General features: G+C 42.8%; 17 protein-coding genes. 10 read left to right on the forward strand and 7 right to left on the reverse strand.

Annotated features, from left to right (window positions below; translation table 11 throughout):
• The first annotated feature begins 48 nt into the window (after window positions 1-48).
• Both mepK and MCT08_RS08020 read left to right on the forward strand, forming a co-directional pair.
• Window positions 49-591 (forward strand): peptidoglycan L,D-endopeptidase MepK, encoded by a 543-nt coding sequence (gene mepK / locus MCT08_RS08015; RefSeq protein WP_053312322.1) that lies wholly within the window; start codon window positions 49-51, stop codon window positions 589-591.
• A 77-nt stretch (window positions 592-668) separates the two neighbouring features.
• Window positions 669-1,325, forward strand: coding sequence for an MBL fold metallo-hydrolase (locus MCT08_RS08020; RefSeq protein ID WP_053312321.1), 657 nt, complete (start codon window positions 669-671; stop codon window positions 1,323-1,325).
• Between the two features lie 37 nt (window positions 1,326-1,362).
• On the opposite strand, the gene MCT08_RS08025 is transcribed toward MCT08_RS08020, so the two are convergent.
• Complete coding sequence (locus MCT08_RS08025; RefSeq protein ID WP_053312320.1) at window positions 1,363-2,028, reverse strand: DUF2982 domain-containing protein; 666 nt, start codon at window positions 2,026-2,028, stop codon at window positions 1,363-1,365.
• A gap of 244 nt (window positions 2,029-2,272) precedes the next feature.
• Here MCT08_RS08025 and MCT08_RS08030 point away from each other — a divergent pair, with 244 nt between their 5' ends.
• The 6 genes from MCT08_RS08030 to MCT08_RS08055 all read left to right on the forward strand — a co-directional run bounded on the left by MCT08_RS08030 (window position 2,273) and on the right by MCT08_RS08055 (window position 8,158).
• Window positions 2,273-2,638, forward strand: a complete 366-nt coding sequence (locus MCT08_RS08030) for a hypothetical protein (RefSeq protein WP_053312319.1) — start codon at window positions 2,273-2,275, stop codon at window positions 2,636-2,638.
• 375 nt (window positions 2,639-3,013) lie between these two features.
• A complete protein-coding gene (locus MCT08_RS08035) occupies window positions 3,014-4,111 on the forward strand; it encodes a TRAP transporter substrate-binding protein (protein WP_168522027.1) in 1,098 nt (365 codons plus the stop codon).
• A gap of 117 nt (window positions 4,112-4,228) precedes the next feature.
• A complete protein-coding gene (locus MCT08_RS08040) occupies window positions 4,229-4,768 on the forward strand; it encodes a TRAP transporter small permease subunit (protein ID WP_053312317.1) in 540 nt (179 codons plus the stop codon).
• Between the two features lie 12 nt (window positions 4,769-4,780).
• Window positions 4,781-6,064 (forward strand): TRAP transporter large permease, encoded by a 1,284-nt coding sequence (locus MCT08_RS08045; protein WP_053312316.1) that lies wholly within the window; start codon window positions 4,781-4,783, stop codon window positions 6,062-6,064.
• Window positions 6,065-6,171: 107 nt separating this feature from the next.
• Window positions 6,172-7,536 carry a cache domain-containing protein gene (locus MCT08_RS08050; protein ID WP_053312315.1) on the forward strand — a complete coding sequence of 455 codons (1,365 nt, stop codon included), beginning with the start codon at window positions 6,172-6,174 and terminating at the stop codon, window positions 7,534-7,536.
• Window positions 7,520-8,158, forward strand: a complete 639-nt coding sequence (locus MCT08_RS08055) for a response regulator transcription factor (protein WP_053312314.1) — start codon at window positions 7,520-7,522, stop codon at window positions 8,156-8,158. The genes MCT08_RS08050 and MCT08_RS08055 overlap by 17 nt, the downstream gene beginning before the upstream one ends.
• A 29-nt stretch (window positions 8,159-8,187) precedes the next feature.
• On the opposite strand, the gene MCT08_RS08060 is transcribed toward MCT08_RS08055, so the two are convergent.
• A complete protein-coding gene (locus MCT08_RS08060) occupies window positions 8,188-8,664 on the reverse strand; it encodes a MarR family winged helix-turn-helix transcriptional regulator (protein ID WP_053312313.1) in 477 nt (158 codons plus the stop codon).
• A gap of 384 nt (window positions 8,665-9,048) precedes the next feature.
• On the opposite strand from MCT08_RS08060, the gene MCT08_RS08065 reads away from it, so the two are divergent.
• Together MCT08_RS08065 and MCT08_RS08070 are read left to right on the forward strand one after the other, a co-directional pair.
• Window positions 9,049-10,623, forward strand: a complete 1,575-nt coding sequence (locus MCT08_RS08065; protein ID WP_274678214.1) for a BCCT family transporter — start codon at window positions 9,049-9,051, stop codon at window positions 10,621-10,623.
• Window positions 10,624-10,826: 203 nt separating this feature from the next.
• Entirely contained in the window at window positions 10,827-12,710 is a 1,884-nt protein-coding gene (locus MCT08_RS08070; protein ID WP_274678215.1) for a methyl-accepting chemotaxis protein, read from the forward strand.
• A gap of 95 nt (window positions 12,711-12,805) precedes the next feature.
• On the opposite strand, the gene MCT08_RS08075 is transcribed toward MCT08_RS08070, so the two are convergent.
• The 5 genes from MCT08_RS08075 to asnS all read right to left on the reverse strand — a co-directional run bounded on the left by MCT08_RS08075 (window position 12,806) and on the right by asnS (window position 19,074).
• Complete coding sequence (locus MCT08_RS08075; RefSeq protein ID WP_261915583.1) at window positions 12,806-13,522, reverse strand: 3'-5' exonuclease; 717 nt, start codon at window positions 13,520-13,522, stop codon at window positions 12,806-12,808.
• A gap of 8 nt (window positions 13,523-13,530) precedes the next feature.
• Window positions 13,531-15,420: a putative nucleotidyltransferase substrate binding domain-containing protein gene (locus MCT08_RS08080; RefSeq protein WP_274678216.1), complete on the reverse strand. Its 1,890-nt coding sequence runs from the start codon at window positions 15,418-15,420 to the stop codon at window positions 13,531-13,533.
• A gap of 162 nt (window positions 15,421-15,582) precedes the next feature.
• Complete coding sequence (locus MCT08_RS08085) at window positions 15,583-16,773, reverse strand: amino acid aminotransferase (protein WP_356679860.1); 1,191 nt, start codon at window positions 16,771-16,773, stop codon at window positions 15,583-15,585.
• 231 nt (window positions 16,774-17,004) lie between these two features.
• Window positions 17,005-17,304: a hypothetical protein gene (locus MCT08_RS08090; RefSeq protein WP_168522043.1), complete on the reverse strand. Its 300-nt coding sequence runs from the start codon at window positions 17,302-17,304 to the stop codon at window positions 17,005-17,007.
• A 369-nt stretch (window positions 17,305-17,673) separates the two neighbouring features.
• Window positions 17,674-19,074, reverse strand: coding sequence for an asparagine--tRNA ligase (gene asnS, locus MCT08_RS08095; RefSeq protein WP_053312306.1), 1,401 nt, complete (start codon window positions 19,072-19,074; stop codon window positions 17,674-17,676).
• Window positions 19,075-19,137: the final 63 nt, after the last annotated feature.

Raw genomic sequence — 19,137 nt, forward strand, 5'->3', positions numbered from 1 at the left:
TAGTGTTCGAGCCCGTTGATAATAAAACCTATTGTGAAGGTAAATGTGGTGATGGTTTCTCGCCGAGATTTTATAAAATTAGCCGGTAGTGGATTAGTGATTGCTGCTTGTGCACCGAAAATGGTATTGGCTTCTTATCCAGATGCTTCGCGTGTTTTGGCGATGAATAATTTACACACAGGTGAAACGCTTGAAACGTGTTACTTTAACGGCGTGAAATATGTCCATTCTGAACTGCAACGACTGAACCACATTTGCCGTGATTTCCGTCGTAACGAAGTTCATCCGATGGACAAGAATCTGTTTGATCAAATCTCCCAAATTCAAAACTTAATCGGAACGCAAACTGAAGTGCAGATCATTTCGGGTTATCGTTCTCCTGCAACCAATGAGATGCTGCGTGGCAACTCTTCTGGTGTGGCCAAGAAAAGTTATCATATGCTGGGTCAGGCTATCGATTTTCGTTTAGATGGCGTTAAGCTTAGTCAAGTTCGTGAAGCGGCTATTGAGCTTGGAGCTGGTGGTGTTGGCTATTATCCAAGCAGTGACTTTGTTCATATCGACACAGGGCCCGTGCGTCACTGGTCGTGAAGGCTTGTCAGTGACTTGTCAAATTACAATGTCAATGTCATAGTTCGAGCAATTTCGAATTCGAATAAGGTTTTTCTATGTCATTAAAGTATCAAGTGGTTCCTGTCACGTCATTTTCTCAAAACTGTTCCATTGTTTGGTGTGATGAAACGATGGAAGGTGTAGTGGTTGATCCCGGTGGTGATGTAAAACAGCTCGCGATGTTAATTAAAGAACTGGGCGTGAAAGTGGTGAACTTGGTATTGACGCATGGTCATTTAGATCATGTTGGTGGTACCGAGCCACTGGCGGCAGAGTTAGGCGGCATTGAAATTATTGGCCCGCATAAAGCTGATAATTTCTGGTTGCAAGGACTAGAAGGGCAAAGCCAGATGTTCGGTTTTCCTTTGACTGAGGCGTTTGAGCCCCACCAATGGTTAGCTGATGGCGATGAAGTTAAATTTGGTCATCAAGTACTGCAAGTTTTACACACACCAGGCCATACTCCTGGCCATGTGGTTTTGTTTAGCCAAGAAGCTAAGTTAGCTTTTGTCGGCGATGTGCTATTTAACGGCAGTATTGGCCGTACTGATTTTCCACAAGGTGATTTTAATACCCTTATCGACTCTATTAAGACTAAATTATGGCCTTTAGGCAATGATGTCACTTTTGTGCCTGGTCACGGTCCACAATCGACATTCGGCCGAGAGCGAGTAAGTAATCCGTTTGTCGCTGATGAGATGCCTTTATATTAACGTGGCTAGCTATCACATGGCCCAATTATTTTGACGTCTATTCTGGCTCGGCTGCTGCAAGGTAACGCCGAGCTAATCCCACAAAACTTTCTGCATCTCGCTCAAGATCTTGTACTGAAATAAAAATATCATAATCAAAATATTGTCGCTGATAACGCATGCGATTAGCGAGCATAGCCAATAATCCTTGATAACTTTTACCACCATTTGCGGTAAATATGGCTGAATCAAGTACCATCTCTTCAAAGCGAGTTTCCTGTCCTTTTTGCTTTGCACCTAAGTAGAGTAGGGACCTTTGACTGAGTAAAATCTCGCTCGCAATCCTTGGGCAAATACTATCGAGGTAGGGCTCATAATCTTTTAACTTAATACCTATCCACGGTAGTGACTGATGCCAACCTTGGTTGTCATAGCTACAAATTCCAATATGCTGAACATTGTGCCATTTTACTACCCAGCCACCTTTAAATAAGTGTTGTTGAAAATGTGTAGGAGTAAGGGTGTAGCTCACTTTTCCTTTTAAAATCAAAAAATAAACCATAGCAACAAGGCTGATTAGCAATATGATGAACAATAGAGCGTGTGTCAGACTGGGAGCGTATACCAACAAGAAAATGGCAATAATAACGCAGATATAGTTACACCATTTGACGTAGGGTGATTGCAGGTGGAACTGAGTGTTGGTGAGATGAAGCGTTTGCATGTATTTGCTGATGACCTCGTAATGTTTGTCGATTTATCTACCTTTTTACGTGTTTGTTGCGGTAGCGATCTTAACTAAACTCCTGTTGTCTCTAATTGTTTAAATAGTAGTCACTTGTCGGTTTATGGCGCGTTTTTGCGGTTCAATCTGTGCAATACCCTACAAATCACAGCAGAATTTTGGTATAAAACGCGCTTCAAATTTTGACCACTGCGATGAATGCAGTGAAATGGAGAAATACTCGATGAGACTTGCTCATAAGCGTAACGTGCAGGCAAAGCTGCAAAAACGCATTAAAGCGACTGTTGCAAAACTAGCAGCGCCTAAAACAGCAAAGCCTGTAACCGCCCAACCAATTGTTCAAACTGCGGCTAAGCCAGCGGCAAAGAAAGCAGTTGATGTAGCGTTAACTCCAAAGCAGCAACAAGTGCTAGACATCGTAGCTAGCAATGCTGAAGGCATTAATCCTAAGTCTATTGGCCTTGTGGCAGGCCAAGAGGATACAAAAGCAGCTTCTTGGGCAACCGGTGCATTAAAGAAACTGCTTGAAGAAAACCTAGTCGCTAAAGAGCAACTGGCAGGTAACAAAGTTATCTACAAAGCGATTTAAATTTCTTTTCGCTCTGATTTGGTTTGGCCTCGGTTTCCCGAGGCTTTTTCGTTTATCAATCATCTCCTTACTCTCTTATACCTCTATTTGATCACAATTTTGAAAACAAAACGTTAGTTTTGTTATTAATAATTACGTACGTGCTTTCCTTATGAGTTTTCAGTAAACAAAATTTCATCCAATTTAAAAACAATACGTTAAATAATTAGCATCTATACGGCTACGTATTTATACGTAATGCTTTGGTTGTAGGTAAACGTATATTTTCTTATGGCATGCGTGCATGCGCCTATTTTTTTTGCTTAAAAGTTAACGCAAGGTTATCGGGTAACAAAGTGCTTCAGTGTACTAAAAACAATAACCAAGGACGTGACAATGAGCCTCATTAACCAATCTGTAAAACGTGTAATCAAAACGACAATGGTCGTTGTGACAGCATGTATGGCGGTGTTATCCACCAGCACACTCGCTGACGAAAAAATCTACCGTCTAAAACTTGCTGAAACGTGGGGGCCAAATTTCCCAATTTTCGGTGATGCGACAAAAAACATGGCTGCGATGGCAGAAAAAATGTCAAACGGTCGCTTACAAATTCGTATCGACTCTGCCAATAAACATAAAGCGCCGCTAGGCGTATTTGATATGGTGAAATCGGGTCAGTACGACATGGGGCATTCAGGCTCTTACTACTGGAAAGGCAAAGTACCTAACACTCTTTACTTTACTTCTATGCCTTTTGGCATGGTCCCTGCTGAACAGTATGCATGGTTCTACCATGGTGGTGGCATGGAGCTCATGGAGCAAGTCTATTCACCACATAACCTGCTTTCATTCCCAGGTGGTAATACCGATGTGCAAATGGGAGGGTGGTTTCAAAAAGAGATCAATAGCGTGGAAGACCTACAAGGTTTGAAAATGCGTATCCCTGGTTTTGCTGGAGAAATAATGGCTGAGCTAGGTGCGAAACCAACCAATATTGCACCGGGTGAATTGTATACATCATTAGAACGTCGAACGATTGATGCTTTGGAATGGGTTGGTCCATCATTAGACTTGCGCATGGGTTTCCACAAAATTGCACCTTATTACTATACCGGTTGGCATGAGCCAGGATCAGAATTGCAGTTTCTTGTGAACAAGAAAGTGTGGGAAAAACTCCCCGACGACCTGCGCGAGATTTTGCGTGTTGCTATGCGCACCGCAGCGTACGACATGTATGTGCAAGCTGTTCATGAAAATGGTAAGAACTGGGTTTCTATTAAGAGCGAATACCCAGATGTTCAGGTCAAAAATTTCCCACCAGCAGTATTGAAAGCGATGAAAGAAGCAAACGATCGTTTACTTGCTAAACATGCTGCTGAAGATGAGCTCGCTAAGAAAATCCAACAATCTCAAGCTTCGTATTTAAAACAATCACGAGCGTGGACGGATATTTCACTCAATGCTTATTTGAATGACCAAGCTCAACAATAAAAATTTAGCCGCTAGGTTTTAGTAACTTGGCGGCTGAGAAGCCTAAGAAAACCTAAAATAAATAAGCTCCGCTAGCCTGATGGTTAAGCGGAGCACATCAAATCCACGGAGTCAGGAATGAGAAGTCTGATTTATATCGAAAGACTGTTTAACCGAGTGGGTGATTTCCTCGGTTGGTTGTCGAGTGTGTTGTTCCTACTGTTGTTGACCAATATTGTATATGACGTTGTGATGCGTTATGCGTTTAACGATGTGTCAATTGCCTTCCAAGAAATGGAATGGCATCTATTTTCCGCTGTATTCTTACTTGGCGTGCCTTATGCGATCAAAGCGGGTGGCCATGTTCGGGTTGATATTTTTTACGAGCGACTTTCTCATAAAGCTCAGGCTGTTATCGATTTATTAGGAACCTTGTTATTTCTTTTCCCATTCTGTTTATTGGTGGCTTGGTTTGGTATCGATTTTGCCAAAGAGAGCTATCAACTTGGGGAAACATCTGGTGACCCAGGTGGCTTGCCGTATCGCTGGGTGATCAAAGCAATGATACCACTCTCATTTTTTTTCATGGCAGTCAGCGGCGTTGGCTTAATGCTGCATTCTCTCAATAAAATCTTTAATCCACGTTTGATGCATCTCAGCGCAAACGATTCTAAATAAAAGGAATAGTATATGATTGGAATCGTAATGTTTTTTGTGGCGCTCTTTGCACTATTGCTCGGCTTTCCTGTTGCTTTTACTTTTGGAGGAATCGCTCTTATTTTTGGAGTGTGGGCCGAAGGGATAGAGATGTTTGCGTTTATGCCATATCGCATTCAATCAATCATGGAAAACACGGTATTAATGGCGGTACCTCTGTTTGTTTTTATGGGGTTAGTATTACAAAAGACCAAATTAGCTGAACAATTACTCGAGTCAATGGGGCGACTATTTGGCGGGGTTCGTGGAGGGCTTGCTATTTCAACTGTTTTGGTTGGAGCGCTATTGGCGGCTTCCACCGGGGTAGTTGGAGCTTCAGTGGTGGCAATGGGCTTAATCTCGTTGCCTGTGATGCTCAAATACAATTACGACAAAGGTTTGGCTTGTGGCACGATCTGCGCGTCTGGCACACTTGGTCAAATTATTCCACCTTCGATAGTTTTGATCTTACTAGGTGATGTGCTTGGTGTTCCTGTTGGGGATTTATTTCAAGCGGCATTGTGGCCGGGTTTTGTATTAGTAGCGGCGTACGTTATCTATATTTTGATTTACGCAAAACTGCACCCAGAAGCTGCTCAGGCAATGGAGCGAGATGATAGTATCAGCCGCCGGCAGGAAGTATTGAAAGCACTAAAATCCGTTGTTCCACCTTTGGCTTTGATTGTCGTGGTGTTAGGTTCTATTTTCGCGGGCGTTGCAACGCCAACAGAATCTGCAGCACTTGGTGGCGCAGGCTCGATTGTGTTAGCACTACTGTATGGTCAATTTAGCTGGAGTATGGTGTACCAAGCAGCAAGAGAAACGGTAAAAGTTACAGCGATGGTTTTTGCTATTTTGCTTGGTGCGACGGCATTTTCGATGGCGTTTACCTATACCGGTGGTGATTTGCTGGTTGAAGAGTGGATGTTGGCGCTTCCTGGTGAGAAATGGGGCTTTCTGATTGCGACTATGGTTGTGGTGCTGATACTTGGTTTCTTTATCGATTTCGTCGAAATTTGTTTTATTATCGTGCCAATCCTTGCCCCCGTTGCTGAGTTAATGGGTATTGATATGACGTGGTTTGCTATTTTGATTGCGATGAATTTGCAGACCTCTTTTTTAACTCCACCCTTTGGTTTCAGCTTGTTTTATCTTAAAGGTGTAGCACCTAAAGGGGTGACGACAGCAGATATTTATCGTGGGGTTACGCCTTTCATTTGTATTCAAATTTTTGTATTGATTACACTTTTAGTTTTCCCTAGTTTCTATGGAATGTGATCAGATTCGAGGTTGTGAAGACCAAGTTTCGTAGTTGTAGCACAAATTGTTAAAGTACTAGCAGCTTACTGGATGTTCAGTAAGCTGTTTTTGTATGGGGAAAGGGAATGCCTCTCAAGGTCAAACTGATATTGCTGACTCTGCTGCCATTACTCATTGTGACAGCCAGTACTGGTTGGATCTCTATCCATCAAGCGAAAAACTTGGGTCAAAGCGAAGTCGATATATTCCGCGCGAGTCTCATTCAAGCCCGAGAAACCGCATTGCAAGATAGTGTTGATTTAGCAATGGATGCCATTCGACACGTTTATACGGATGATTCTCTAGCTATAGAAGATGCTCAGCAGCAAGTTAAAGCAATTCTCACCCAGCTTAGGTATGGGGCTGATGGCTATTTTTTTGCTTATGACAGTGAGGGAACGAACCTCGTCCACCCGATCCTTCCTGAATTGGTTGGGCAAAATTTGCTGCATATCCAAGACGAAGAAGGTGATTTTCTGATTGAGGCTTTGCTTTTTCAAGCCGAGTCTGGTGGCGGATTTCATCAGTATTTTTGGCAGAAACCATCAACAGGTGAAACGGTACCCAAACTCAGTTATGCCGCGTGGCTTGATAAGTGGGGGTGGATGATTGGTACAGGGCTGTATATCGAAGATATTAGCTCAGAAGTTGCATCAATGCAGACGGCGATTAACAATAACATCGAAACGACTTTCTTTTCCGTCGTAGTCATTTTGGCTGTGACTGTCGCCGTTATCATAGTGTTAACGTTGGCGATTAACTTACATGAACATCGTCTGGCTGACAGGAATCTCAAAGAGTTAGCGCATAAAACCGTTATGTTTCAAGAGGATGAGAAGAAGCACTTAGCTCGGGAGTTACATGATGGTATTAATCAATTGTTGGTTTCGAGCAAGTGCCATTTAGAGCTGCTCGCGCATAAGTTGAATGATGATCTGCTGGCTACACATATCGACAAATCTCAGCAGTCGCTGATGATGGCAATTCATGAGGTTAGGCGAATCTCTCACAACCTACGTCCGAGTGCGCTAGATGATATCGGTTTACAAGCAGCACTGACCACGCTATTAGACGATTATAAATCTCATTCAACCATCAAAATTGACACATTATTTGACACTCAGCCAGGGAAATTGAAATCTGAAGTGGCGACAACCCTGTATAGGGTTGTACAAGAGTCTTTGAACAACATTGAAAAGCATGCTCATGCTCAGCAAGTGACGGTGATTCTTCAGCAGATGGGTAATTTTTTGCAATTACTAATACGAGACGACGGCGTAGGTTTTAATCTCAATGATACTCAGGTTAGACGCGGTATAGGCTTACGCAATATGCGAGAACGAGTAGAGTTTATTGGCGGTGAGTTTGAACTAAGTAGTGAGACTGGTTTTGGTACGGAGATTACCGTGTTATTACAATTGGATGGATTAGTGTATGGAAAAACCGATTAGAGTGGTGATTGTTGATGACCACCAAGTCGTTCTAGAAGGTTTCATGGCGCGTTTAGAGTTAGAGCCGGATATCGAGGTCATTGCAACAGCCAGTAATGGCATTGAAGCTATTGAGGTGGTGAAAGCCACTATGCCTGATGTAATACTCATGGACGTCAGTATGCCTATCATGAACGGTATTGATGCGACTCATCTTATTAAAGAAGAGGTCCCAACCGCCAAGGTACTTATGCTAACGATGCATGACAACCGTGAATACATCATGAAAGTAATGCAAGCTGGTGCGGTTGGGTACATGCTTAAAGAAATATCGGCTCAGAAAATGGTGCAAGCAATTAAAACGGTTAATCAAGGCTCGACCTATTTTTGCGAATCGGTTACTCAAACACTATTTACTCAACCAGTGATACCCGCTGAACAAAAACCAAATCCGCTAAGTCGTAGAGAGGAGGCTGTATTAAAATTGGTTGCACAAGGTTGTAGTAGCAAGAGAGTAGCGTCGCTCTTGAATATCAGCTACCGGACCGTTGAAACTCACCGACAGAATATCAAACATAAATTGGACATTCACTCAACCGCTGAGCTAGCAAAATACGCAGTGCAAAAAGGAATATTAGAATAACCGCCCCAACAGGTGGCGCTAGGCGGTTGCTATTCTTCTTTGGTGATACTACCTATTTCAAGCATTGGCGCAACGTCGATGTTTTCGGCATTCATCATCGAAGATAAACGTTGCACAGATGAAAGCAGCAGGCTCTGTTCCCATTCTGCAAGCTGTCTAAATTGATCAACAAAGCTTTCTTGTAATGGCTGTGGTGCTTTTGCTAGCAATGCTTTTCCGGCTTCAGTGAGATGAGCATGCACTTTACGTTTATCAGTATTGCTGCGAATTCTTTGCACGTAACCGTTACGCTCAAGTCTATCCAAGATGGTGGTCGCTGTTGCTTGGCTCATGTTGGTGTGATTAGACAAGGTTCTAATGGTCACTTCACCGAGCTCTTCAATTGAGCGCATCAAAATGAGCTGAGGACCTGTCAGTCCAGCATCTTTACTTAGTTTTTTCGAATGCAGATCGATTGCACGGATGATCTGTCGGATTGAGACTAAAACTTCTTCGTGTTTTTCCAAAATCACTACCCAAAAATGAATGTTATTAATAAGTCGCGACGATACCGCAGTTCCCCATGCTTTAAAAGTACTGTGAGCAAGGTTTATTACGCAAAATATAATCTAAAAATCAATTGTGACGTAAAATTATTAGTACTCAAAGTATTTTTGTGGTGCGCAAATTGGATGTCGGTGTGATTTTTGTCCGTTCAGTCTGGTTTTTTAGTTGATTTTGTTTAAATAATGGCCATTGTGTGGATTTTGTCGATGAGGGTGGTAGGATGGGTAATAAAATTAAAAATGAAATTGCTATGTGCACGAAGTTATTTCTAATTTTTAAAATGGAAATTGTTTCGTTCTCATGGTTATTGAGTTCCACTGAAAATCATTTTTTAGAGAGGGAAAATGACAAAAGGTATTGATAAATACAGTATCGATAGTACTGACTATACGGTCGGACAAGATAATGTTCAAAAATGGGGTTTTGATGTACATAACCCTGTTTTTGGTTGGAGTGCTGGCTTAATTGCATTGTTTTTAATTGCAACGCTGTTGGTTGAGCCGGAAACGGCTAAGGCAGCGCTTGATGGTGTTAAGTGGCAAATTATCGGCACATTCGATTGGTTGTTTATCTGGTCGGGCAACATTTTTGTCGTGTTTTGCTTAGCTTTGATCGTCTCACCATTTGGTAAAATTCGTTTGGGCGGTCAAGATGCTGCGGCTGATTATTCATTTATTTCATGGCTTTCAATGCTGTTTGCTGCGGGAATGGGTATTGGCCTTATGTTTTGGAGTGTTGCAGAACCGGCGGCTTATTTTACTGGGTGGTACGAAACGCCATTGGGTGTTGAGGCAAATACACCAGAAGCAGCAAAGTTGGCCTTGGGTGCTACCATGTATCACTGGGGGCTTCATCCATGGGCCATTTATGGCGTGGTGGCGTTATCATTAGCTTTCTTTGCTTACAATAAAGGCTTGCCTCTATCTATTCGTTCTATTTTCTATCCTTTGCTTGGTGATCGCGCTTGGGGTTGGGCTGGGCACGTAATAGATATTCTTGCGGTACTTGCAACCTTGTTTGGTCTAGCGACATCGCTTGGTCTTGGTGCGCAACAAGCGGCTAGTGGTATTCACCATGTGTTTGGTATTGATGCAGGCATGGGGCTACAAATTACCGTTATCACCGTTGTTACCTTGTTAGCTGTTGTGTCTGTTGTGCGGGGTATTGATGGTGGTGTGAAAGTCATCAGTAACATCAATATGATCATCGCGTTTTTGCTACTGCTATTGGTGGCGCTGATTGGCTACGCGGTCACCTTTGCTTCAATTCCGACAACACTCATGGCGTATATTGAAAATATAATCCCATTAAGTAACCCTCATGGGCGTACTGATGAAGCATGGTTCCAAGGTTGGACTGTCTTTTACTGGGCTTGGTGGATTTCATGGTCACCATTTGTCGGAATGTTTATTGCGCGTGTTTCAAAAGGTCGTACTATCCGTGAATTCATGACAGCGGTATTGTTGGTACCAACAGCGGTAACGTTAATTTGGATGTCAGTATTTGGTGGTCTGGCAATTGATCAAATTATTAATAGTGTTGGTGAATTGGGTGCAAACGGTTTAACTGAAGTGCCGCTAGCAATGTTCCAAATGTTTGATGCACTACCGTATGGCAATGCATTATCGATCATTGCTGTTGTATTAGTCTTGGTGTTCTTTATTACCTCATCCGACTCTGGTTCTTTGGTTATCGATAGTATTACTGCTGGCGGTAAGATAGACGCACCAGTGTTACAGCGCATTTTCTGGGCTCTGATGGAAGGTGCGATTGCGGTCGCGCTACTTTGGATTGGTGGTTCGAATGCCATTCAAGCCCTGCAAGCAGCAGCCATATCGACGGCATTACCATTCACCATTGTGCTGCTGTTAATGTGTGTTAGTTTGATTTTAGGTATGCGGACTGAAAAAATTAAATAGCATTAATAACTGATTGAAAGGGCGACGTTATGTCGCCCTTTTTGTTGCTGAAAAATTGACGCTTGTCATTGGATTGTCTTTTTGAAAACATTAATAAAAGCAATTGGTTATCTTGATATAAAAAACTATATTTAGTTCGTGCATGTACTGAGGAAAGTGGTTAATATTTGGCACCTTTTCTGTTCCCAAAATTTTGAAAATTCATGAAATTGACCCTTAAGCAAAAGCTGATAGGTGCCAGTCTTTCTGCCGTCGTCGTTATGGCGAGCGCATTGACTTGGCTATCTGCAGACCAACTATTTGAACAAACTCGAAATGGCGTATATTCACGTGCAGCAAGCCTTTCAGCCGCTGCGGCGAAAGGTATTTCTGACTGGATCGTCGTTCGCAAGGATATCTCATCAGCCTTTAACGATTACACCTCGCAAGACGACGTTGTTCCGTTTTTACAACAAGCGCGTAAAGCAGGTGGTTTTGATGACATCTTCTTTGGCACCCCAAAAGGTGACATGTACCGCTCTCATCCTGAGCGCAATCGTGCTGACTATGATCCTCGCCAGCGACCTTGGTATAAAGATGCCTCTTCGGCTGGCAAACAAATTATTACCACTGCATACCAAGACGCTATCACCAATGCGTTATTGGTGACTATTGCTGAACCTGTACGTATAAATGGTCAGTTCGCCGGTGTTGTTGGCGCTGATGTCCTGATTGACCAACTGATTAATGATGTGATCAGTTTGGATGCAGGCAAAAATGCTTATGCGATGTTAATCGATGCTCAGAACGGGACATTCCTCGCTCATCCCGATAAAAACTATTTGCTGAAGCCTGTCTCATCACTTTCCAAAACATTACAGATGAACATGATTGAGCAAGCCATGTCATCCGCAACAATTGAAGAGATCACAATTAAAGGTCAGGACAAGCTGTTTTATTTTGCGAAAGTCCCACAAACAGATTGGATTTTTGCCATTGAAATGGATCGTGCAACCGAAGAAGCCGCTCATACCTCTTTGCTTCAAGGTCTGATTATTACCGCGTTCATGATTACCATTGTTGTCATTGTTCTTGTGTCATGGTTAGTGAGTTTCCTATTCCGAGACCTAGGCCGCGTATCAAAAGCATTGGAAGAAATAGCTTCTGGCGAAGGTGACTTGACTCAGCGCCTTGAACCTCGAAGTGATGATGAAGTAGGGCAATTGGCCCATAACTTCAATACCTTTGTTGGTAATATGCATACTATGGTGTCAACGCTAAGTCTAGTTTCTGCTGCATTGTCAGAACAGTCAAAGCAGACCGCTTCACAAGCAGAAGAGCGCAGTTCACGCATTCGTATGCAACAAGACGAAATTAATATGGTGGCGACTGCTATCAATGAAATGGCCGCAGCTACTCAAGAAATTGCCGGTAATGCTGACCATACTGCACAGAATGCGGGAGAAGCCGTAACCGCCTGTGTGCACGGTTCTGACCAAGTGTCTCAAACACAAGGTTCAATTCAGAACTTAGCGCAAGAGGTACAAGTGGCCACCGATGTGATTCAAGAACTTGAAGCACATGGTAAGCACATTAATACCATCTTGGCGACGATTCAGAATATTGCAGAGCAAACTAACCTACTCGCCTTGAATGCAGCGATTGAAGCGGCTCGTGCAGGTGAGCAGGGACGTGGCTTTGCAGTCGTTGCCGACGAAGTGCGCGTACTTAGTCAACGTACTCATGCATCGACAAAAGAAATCCAGCAAATGATTGAAACCCTACAATCAACCACGGGTAAAGCTGTTGGTATTATGGATGACAGCCGTATGCTTGCAGGTACCAGTGTCGATGATGCCAATGCGGCTTCGGCAAGCTTAACGCAGATTCATGAGTCAGTTGAACGTATTAGTGATATGGCGACACAGATTGCCTCGGCAGCAGAAGAGCAAGCGTCTGTAACTTCTGAGATCACTCGTAATACCGAAGGGATTCGTGATGTCTCTAATGACTTAGCTCTAGAAGCGCACAGCGCGGCAGAGCAAGCGGCTCAGCTGTCAGAATTATCTCATGAGTTAGAAAATGAGATCCGCCGCTTTAAGTTATAGTGTTCAAATGGGTGGACATTGTAACCTATTGATTAAAATATAAAAAAAGGAACTTTCGGGTTCCTTTTTTAGTTTATTATTGACTGTGATTGTTATTATAACCAAAATTCTTTTATGCTTTGCTTAGCATTAAAATGGTGCGCGATTTGGGCCTGAAATAATTCAGCGGTTGCAATCGCATCTGTTAGGGCATGATGCGGGGTATAAGCTGGTAAACCATATCTGATCCGTGATTGGCCTAAACGGACTGATTGTGGTGATTTACCTTTCAATTTATTCATCAGCCCTCCGTATAACCGCTTCTGAATATCTGTTTCAAGTTGCAATGTGTCAATCACAGGGAACTCAATCCCTTCCTGAATTCGTATCTTTAACGCCTGATCGAGAAAACGACGTTCAATGTGACGGTAGTGAACCACCACAATACGCCCAGCTAGCGCATTAAGAACGGGTTCAATGACCTCTGAAAGATCCGGAGCATCTAAAATATCATTATGAGTGATTCCATGAATAACAACGGAATTCTCTTTTAATATTTGGCGAGGTCTAACAATCCAATGCTGGGCACGATTAATGAATATTCGATTCAGTGTAAAAGGCACGACTCCAATAGTGATAATGTCATCAGTGCTCGCATTTAACCCTGTGGTTTCAAAATCAAGGGCAACAAACTCGATTTCATCTAAAGGGGTATCACCAATGACTAACGCCTTCGAGTAAAATGCTTTCAGTAGAGGGTGCTTCGCCAAATCATGCTTATTGGCATATTTATTGGTCCAGTCAATACTTGGTTTCTGAAACAGTTGTTTAATCATTGCGGTCACTTAAATTTATTACTGGCTTGATAACGGTACTTCAGAAAATTCTGTGCATTACTGAGTATTTGGAAAGCATCTTTTAAGTTACGTCTTTCAAAATCAGACAAATTCTCAGGTTCAATATTGTTATCGGGTTCAATAGCTTGTTCTACATCAGCGGCTTGGTGACGGATTCGAACCATAGAGACAAACTCCATCGCATCTTTTAAATCTTGAGCTCGGCCTTTTGGTAAAATGCCAGCATCGATAATGTCATCTAAACGCTCAAAAGAATTGGTAGAACGAGAGCCTACGGCTAAAGCATGAACTCGGATAAGGTCAGCCAGCGGGGCTGTACCACGGCGCTTTAAGTTAATGGTGTTGTTGTGACGCCCATCTTTTTCCATGACAAAGTCTTTAAAAAATCCTAATGGGGGTGTTCGATTAAGCGCATTACGAGCTAAACAGGCAAGAAAACGGTTATTTTTTCTTGCTCGACGGACAATAAACCCATTGAGTTGTTCTGCCCACTTGGTTCGACCATATACACCACATAAATCAAAGAAAATTGACGCATTAAGTAAGGCTTTAGGGTTGGGGTCATCGATCCAATCGGCAAAGCACTCTTCCCATTGTGCACGGGTCATGCGCCACATTGGATTACTGGCCATAATGTCACCAGTGCAATAACTGTAACCACATTGGTCTAAGCTATCGCAGACAAACTTAGCCAGTGCTTCGAAGTATGCGCCATGTTTTTTCTCATCATAACTATCATCTAAGATCATTGCATTATCTTGATCGGTGACGATTAATTGTTCATCGCGTCCCATTGAACCTAAAGCGAGGAAGCAATAAGGAATAGGGGGCGATCCTATGTTCTCTTCGGCTAATTCGATAATACGCTGCTTAAAGCTACGTCCTATGACCGACATGGCTGTTCCTACCATGTGAGAATTCGCATCCTCATTTACTAATCGAACAAAACTGTCTTTGACTTGATTGGACAGCGCTGCTAGCTCTTCTACATTTTGTTGTTGGAATATTCGGCTGACGAGCAGCAGTGAGTTTTGTGATTCGTAGCGGACGATATCAGTCGCTTCAATAATTCCTATCGGTTTTTTTTCTTTTAAAATGGGTAAATGATGTACGTTATAGCGAAGCATGGTTAGCATGGCCTCGTAAACGTAGGCATTGTGATCCAGCGAAACGACTTCCACCGTCATTACGTCTGTGACCTGTTTACTTGGATCAACGCCAACCGCCAATACGCGTGTACATAAATCACGGTCAGTCAAAATACCGACCACAGGGCTCGCATCTTCTTCGTTGTCTTCAAAAATATCTGGGTCGATAACCAATAAAGAGGAGATATTTTCCTCAGCCATCTTGATCGCCGCGTTCTGTATCGTCTCCGTTTTATAAACGAATGGTGCTTCACGAGTCAGTAGGGTTTTCACTTTCGATGTGGTGAGATCATTTTGATCTGATTTGCTTGATATAGCCTGACGTAGGCGAGCATTATCTTCTACTTCGACAAAGTCGGCGAAGCTATCATGGTTATCATATAAGTCTTGAAAGATATTCTCAGGAATGCAGTAGACCAATGTATCTTCAATGGCAGTAACGGGAAAGCGAACTCGGTTATTGGTTAATAGCCCCATCTGTCCAAATAACCCACCTTCAGTCAAGCGATTGTAAAGCTCACCTTTACGACGGTAAACTTCAACGACGCCACTACGAATTAAGTACAAATCTTGAATGTGATCGCCAAAATGAATAATGGGAGTACCCTGACGAAAGTAGGATATTTCGACGTGTTGTGTCACATCGACTAGGGTCTCTTCAGGAAGTTCATTGAAGGGGGGATATTGAGCAAGGAAGTTTTTTATTTCTATTAATTCGGCTTCCATCGTGGCTTCCTTTTAGCTTAAAGATTCAAAACGTTATGTTACATGAATTCACAAGCAATTGCAGGGCGAGGGAAGGCTCGTTATTTAAAGATGAAATTTTCATCAATGATGTAAAGAAAAATAGCCGACATTGAGCCGGCTATTTCCTATTTTTATGGGTGGTTATAAAACAGCAGCGATGCCTTTACATAATGGTCCCATGTTAGATTTCGTCATGCCAGCAACGCTGATTCGACCAGAGCCGACAATATAAATAGCAAACTCATCTTTCAGGCGAGTCACTTGGTCTTTGCTTAGGCCAGAGAAAGAGAACATGCCATTTTGGCGTTCAATAAAACTAAAATCTGCTTCTACACCTTCAGCTTTCAACGTAGCAACAAATAGCTCACGCATTTCTTGAATACGGACACGCATTTCAGCGACTTCTTGTTCCCATTCTGTACGCAATTCCGCGTTATTTAGAATGTGCGTTACCACTGCAGCACCATGCGCAGGTGGGTTTGAGTAGATAGAGCGGATAATGGCTTTAACTTGAGAAAAGGCAGTGCTCACGGTTTCTGTCGATGCTGCGACGATAGTGAATGCGCCCACACGCTCATTGTATAAGCCAAAGTTTTTAGAGAATGAACTCGCAACCAAGATCTCTTTGTTGTATTTGGCAAAAGTACGTAGGCCTTGTGCATCTTCTTCTACGCCTTTAGCAAAGCCTTGGTAAGCGAAGTCAAACAGCGGCAGTAGTCCTTTCTCTGCAACCAGTTTAGCTAATGCTTCCCACTCTTCAGCGGTTGGATCGATGCCTGTTGGGTTATGGCAGCAGCCGTGTAGTAAGACGATATCTCCCGTTTGAGCTTGAGCAAGATCAGCCAGCATAGCAGCGAAATCTTTATCTTTTGCTTCAGCGTTGTAGTAAGAGTATTGCGCTGTTTCTAGACCCGCGGCATTAAACACCCCATGGTGGTTAGCCCATGTTGGATTACTGATCCAAATTTTCACATCACCCAGTTGACGTTTAATGAATTCGCCAGCCACACGCAATGCACCTGTACCACCTGGAGCTTGGGCTGTTTTTGCTAACTTTTGAGTGACAATGTCAGACTCAGCGCCAAAAAGCAGTTTTTGCACAGCAAGGCCGTATTCAGCCGTACCTTCAATTGTGAGGTAAGATTTTGTTTTCTCAGACTCAAGTAGTGCCGCTTCTGCTTTTTTTACTGTAGCAAGAATTGGGGTTTCACCAGCTTCATTTTTGTAGATCCCAACGCCAAGGTTAATTTTCTCTGCGCGAGGGTCTTTTTTGAACTCTTCAGTTAAGCCAAGAATAGGGTCAGCCGGGGCTGCGACAACTTTTTCAAACATAACGCTCATCCATGTAAAGTATAAGAAAGGGGTCTAAAAACGTAGAAATTAACGTATTTATACCTTTATGAAATATCTGTGACAACCGCGTAAAAGAGAAAAATTAAAAATAATTTGATTTGGCAATGAATCGTTAGAAAAAAGGCCATTTATTTAAAAGAAAACCCCAATCGGCTGGCGATTGAGGTCTAGAATTTTAGAAAATATTTGATCTGGCGCTGATGCTAGTCGTTATTTTTTCAGTTCTATTTCCGACTCTATGGCTTGTGTTTCAATGTCAGGGTGTTTTGCTAATTTGTCCGCAGCCCATTGATTGAAATGCTTTAAAATAGCAGAAACAGCGTGCGTCTGATTCACTTTTTCGCCTTCTTTCACTTCCAGCGCTTGTTTGGGATGAAGCCCGGTTGCATCCTCGGCAATATGCAGCCAATCAGGGTGCCAATAATAAGGCTGACCGGAGGGAGTTGTCCAACTATGTACACCGTTAGATTGACCTTTGTATTGCAAGTTTTCTGCTTCTATTTTTTTCATTATTTATCTCTCTAAGCGTTAATACTGACTTAATGAGGATTATAGCGTGAGCATCCTCAAGATATCACGAGTCAATGTAGCAGAGGTTATTGAAATTAATGTGATTTAAGTCTTATTAATGGTGAGACATGGCAAGGCAATTAAGTATGATGGCAAAATCTGAGAGCTAAGCCATTCAACATAATGATTTTTGAAAGAAAGCTAAAGTAGTCTACCCATACTCATTAAATATTTGGTAGCTATACCCTTCCTATTTGAAGTTGCGGCGGTGTTGGTTCAACACCAGTATGTCTATAGTATTAAATAACAAATTACACAAAAAAGCCTCCATGACTGGAGGCTTTCTAAATCGATAGTGTGCAATAGTATTTAGAAGTTTGCTGAACGTGGTGTGCGTGGGAATGGAATTACGTCACGAACGTTACCCATGCCTGTTACGTATGACACCAAACGCTCGAATCCTAAACCAAAGCCAGCATGTGGAACTGTGCCGTAGCGACGTAAATCACGGTACCAGTTCATGTGTTCAGGGTCGATACCCATCTCGATCATGCGAGCATCAAGCACATCCAAGCGTTCTTCACGTTGAGAACCACCAATAATCTCACCGATACCCGGCGCTAGAACATCCATCGCTGCCACCGTTTTACCATCTTCATTGAGACGCATGTAAAACGCTTTGATATCTTTTGGATAGTTCTTAACGATAACTGGCGCTTTGAAATGTTCTTCTGCAAGGAAGCGTTCGTGTTCTGAAGAAAGGTCGATACCCCATTCCACGTCAAATTCAAACTTACGGCCAGAATCGAGTAGGATTTGAATTGCATCTGTGTAATCAACTTGGGCAAAATCTGACTTCACGAATTGCTCAAGACGCGTAATCGCTTCTTTATCAATGCGTGATGCGAAGAATTCAAGGTCATCACGACGCTCTTCTAATACAGCTTTAAACACATATTTCAACATGTCTTCGGCTAATTTTGCAACATCGTTTAGATCTGCAAATGCCACTTCAGGTTCAACCATCCAAAACTCAGCCAGATGACGGCTTGTGTTTGAGTTTTCAGCACGGAAAGTAGGGCCAAAAGTATAAACTTTGCTTAGTGCACAAGCGTAAGCTTCGGCGTTTAACTGGCCAGATACGGTTAGGAATGTCTCTTTACCAAAGAAATCTTCGTTGTAATCAACATTGCCTTTGTCATCTAGAGGAAGGTTTGCGTGATCCAATGTTGATACGCGGAACATCTCACCTGCACCTTCAGCATCGGATGCTGTAATCAGTGGTGCCGACATCCAGAAGTAACCTTGTTCATGATAGAAGCGGTGGATTGCTTGAGACAGGCAGTTACGTACGCGAGCTACAGCGCCAATAACGTTAGTGCGTGGGCGTAGGTGTGCAACTTCACGGAGATATTCAATCGAGTGACGAGTTTTTGCCATTGGGTAAGTATCGGCATCTTCAACCCAACCAACGACTTTTACCTCAGTCGCTGCTAGCTCAAAATCTTGACCAGAAGCAGGGGACTCAACAATCTTGCCAGTTACTTCAACAGAGCAGCCAGTGGTTAGCTTTAATACTTCGTCTTCGTAATTATTAAGATTATTAGGGACCACGGCCTGAATCGGGTCGAAACAAGAGCCGTCATAAATGGCAAGAAAAGAGATTCCAGCTTTGGAATCACGACGTGAGCGAATCCAGCCACGGACAGTGACTTCACTGTCAACCGCTAGCTTACCGTTCAATACGTCTGTTACAGGCGCGTAAGTCATGTTAGGTATAGTCTCCATTGAGGTAAAAACTCAACCCAATATTCAAACGTGTTTTCACTTTAA

It is taken from the genome of Vibrio aestuarianus (assembly GCF_028858425.1).
In the GTDB taxonomy this organism is placed as follows: Bacteria; Pseudomonadota; Gammaproteobacteria; order Enterobacterales; family Vibrionaceae; genus Vibrio; species Vibrio aestuarianus.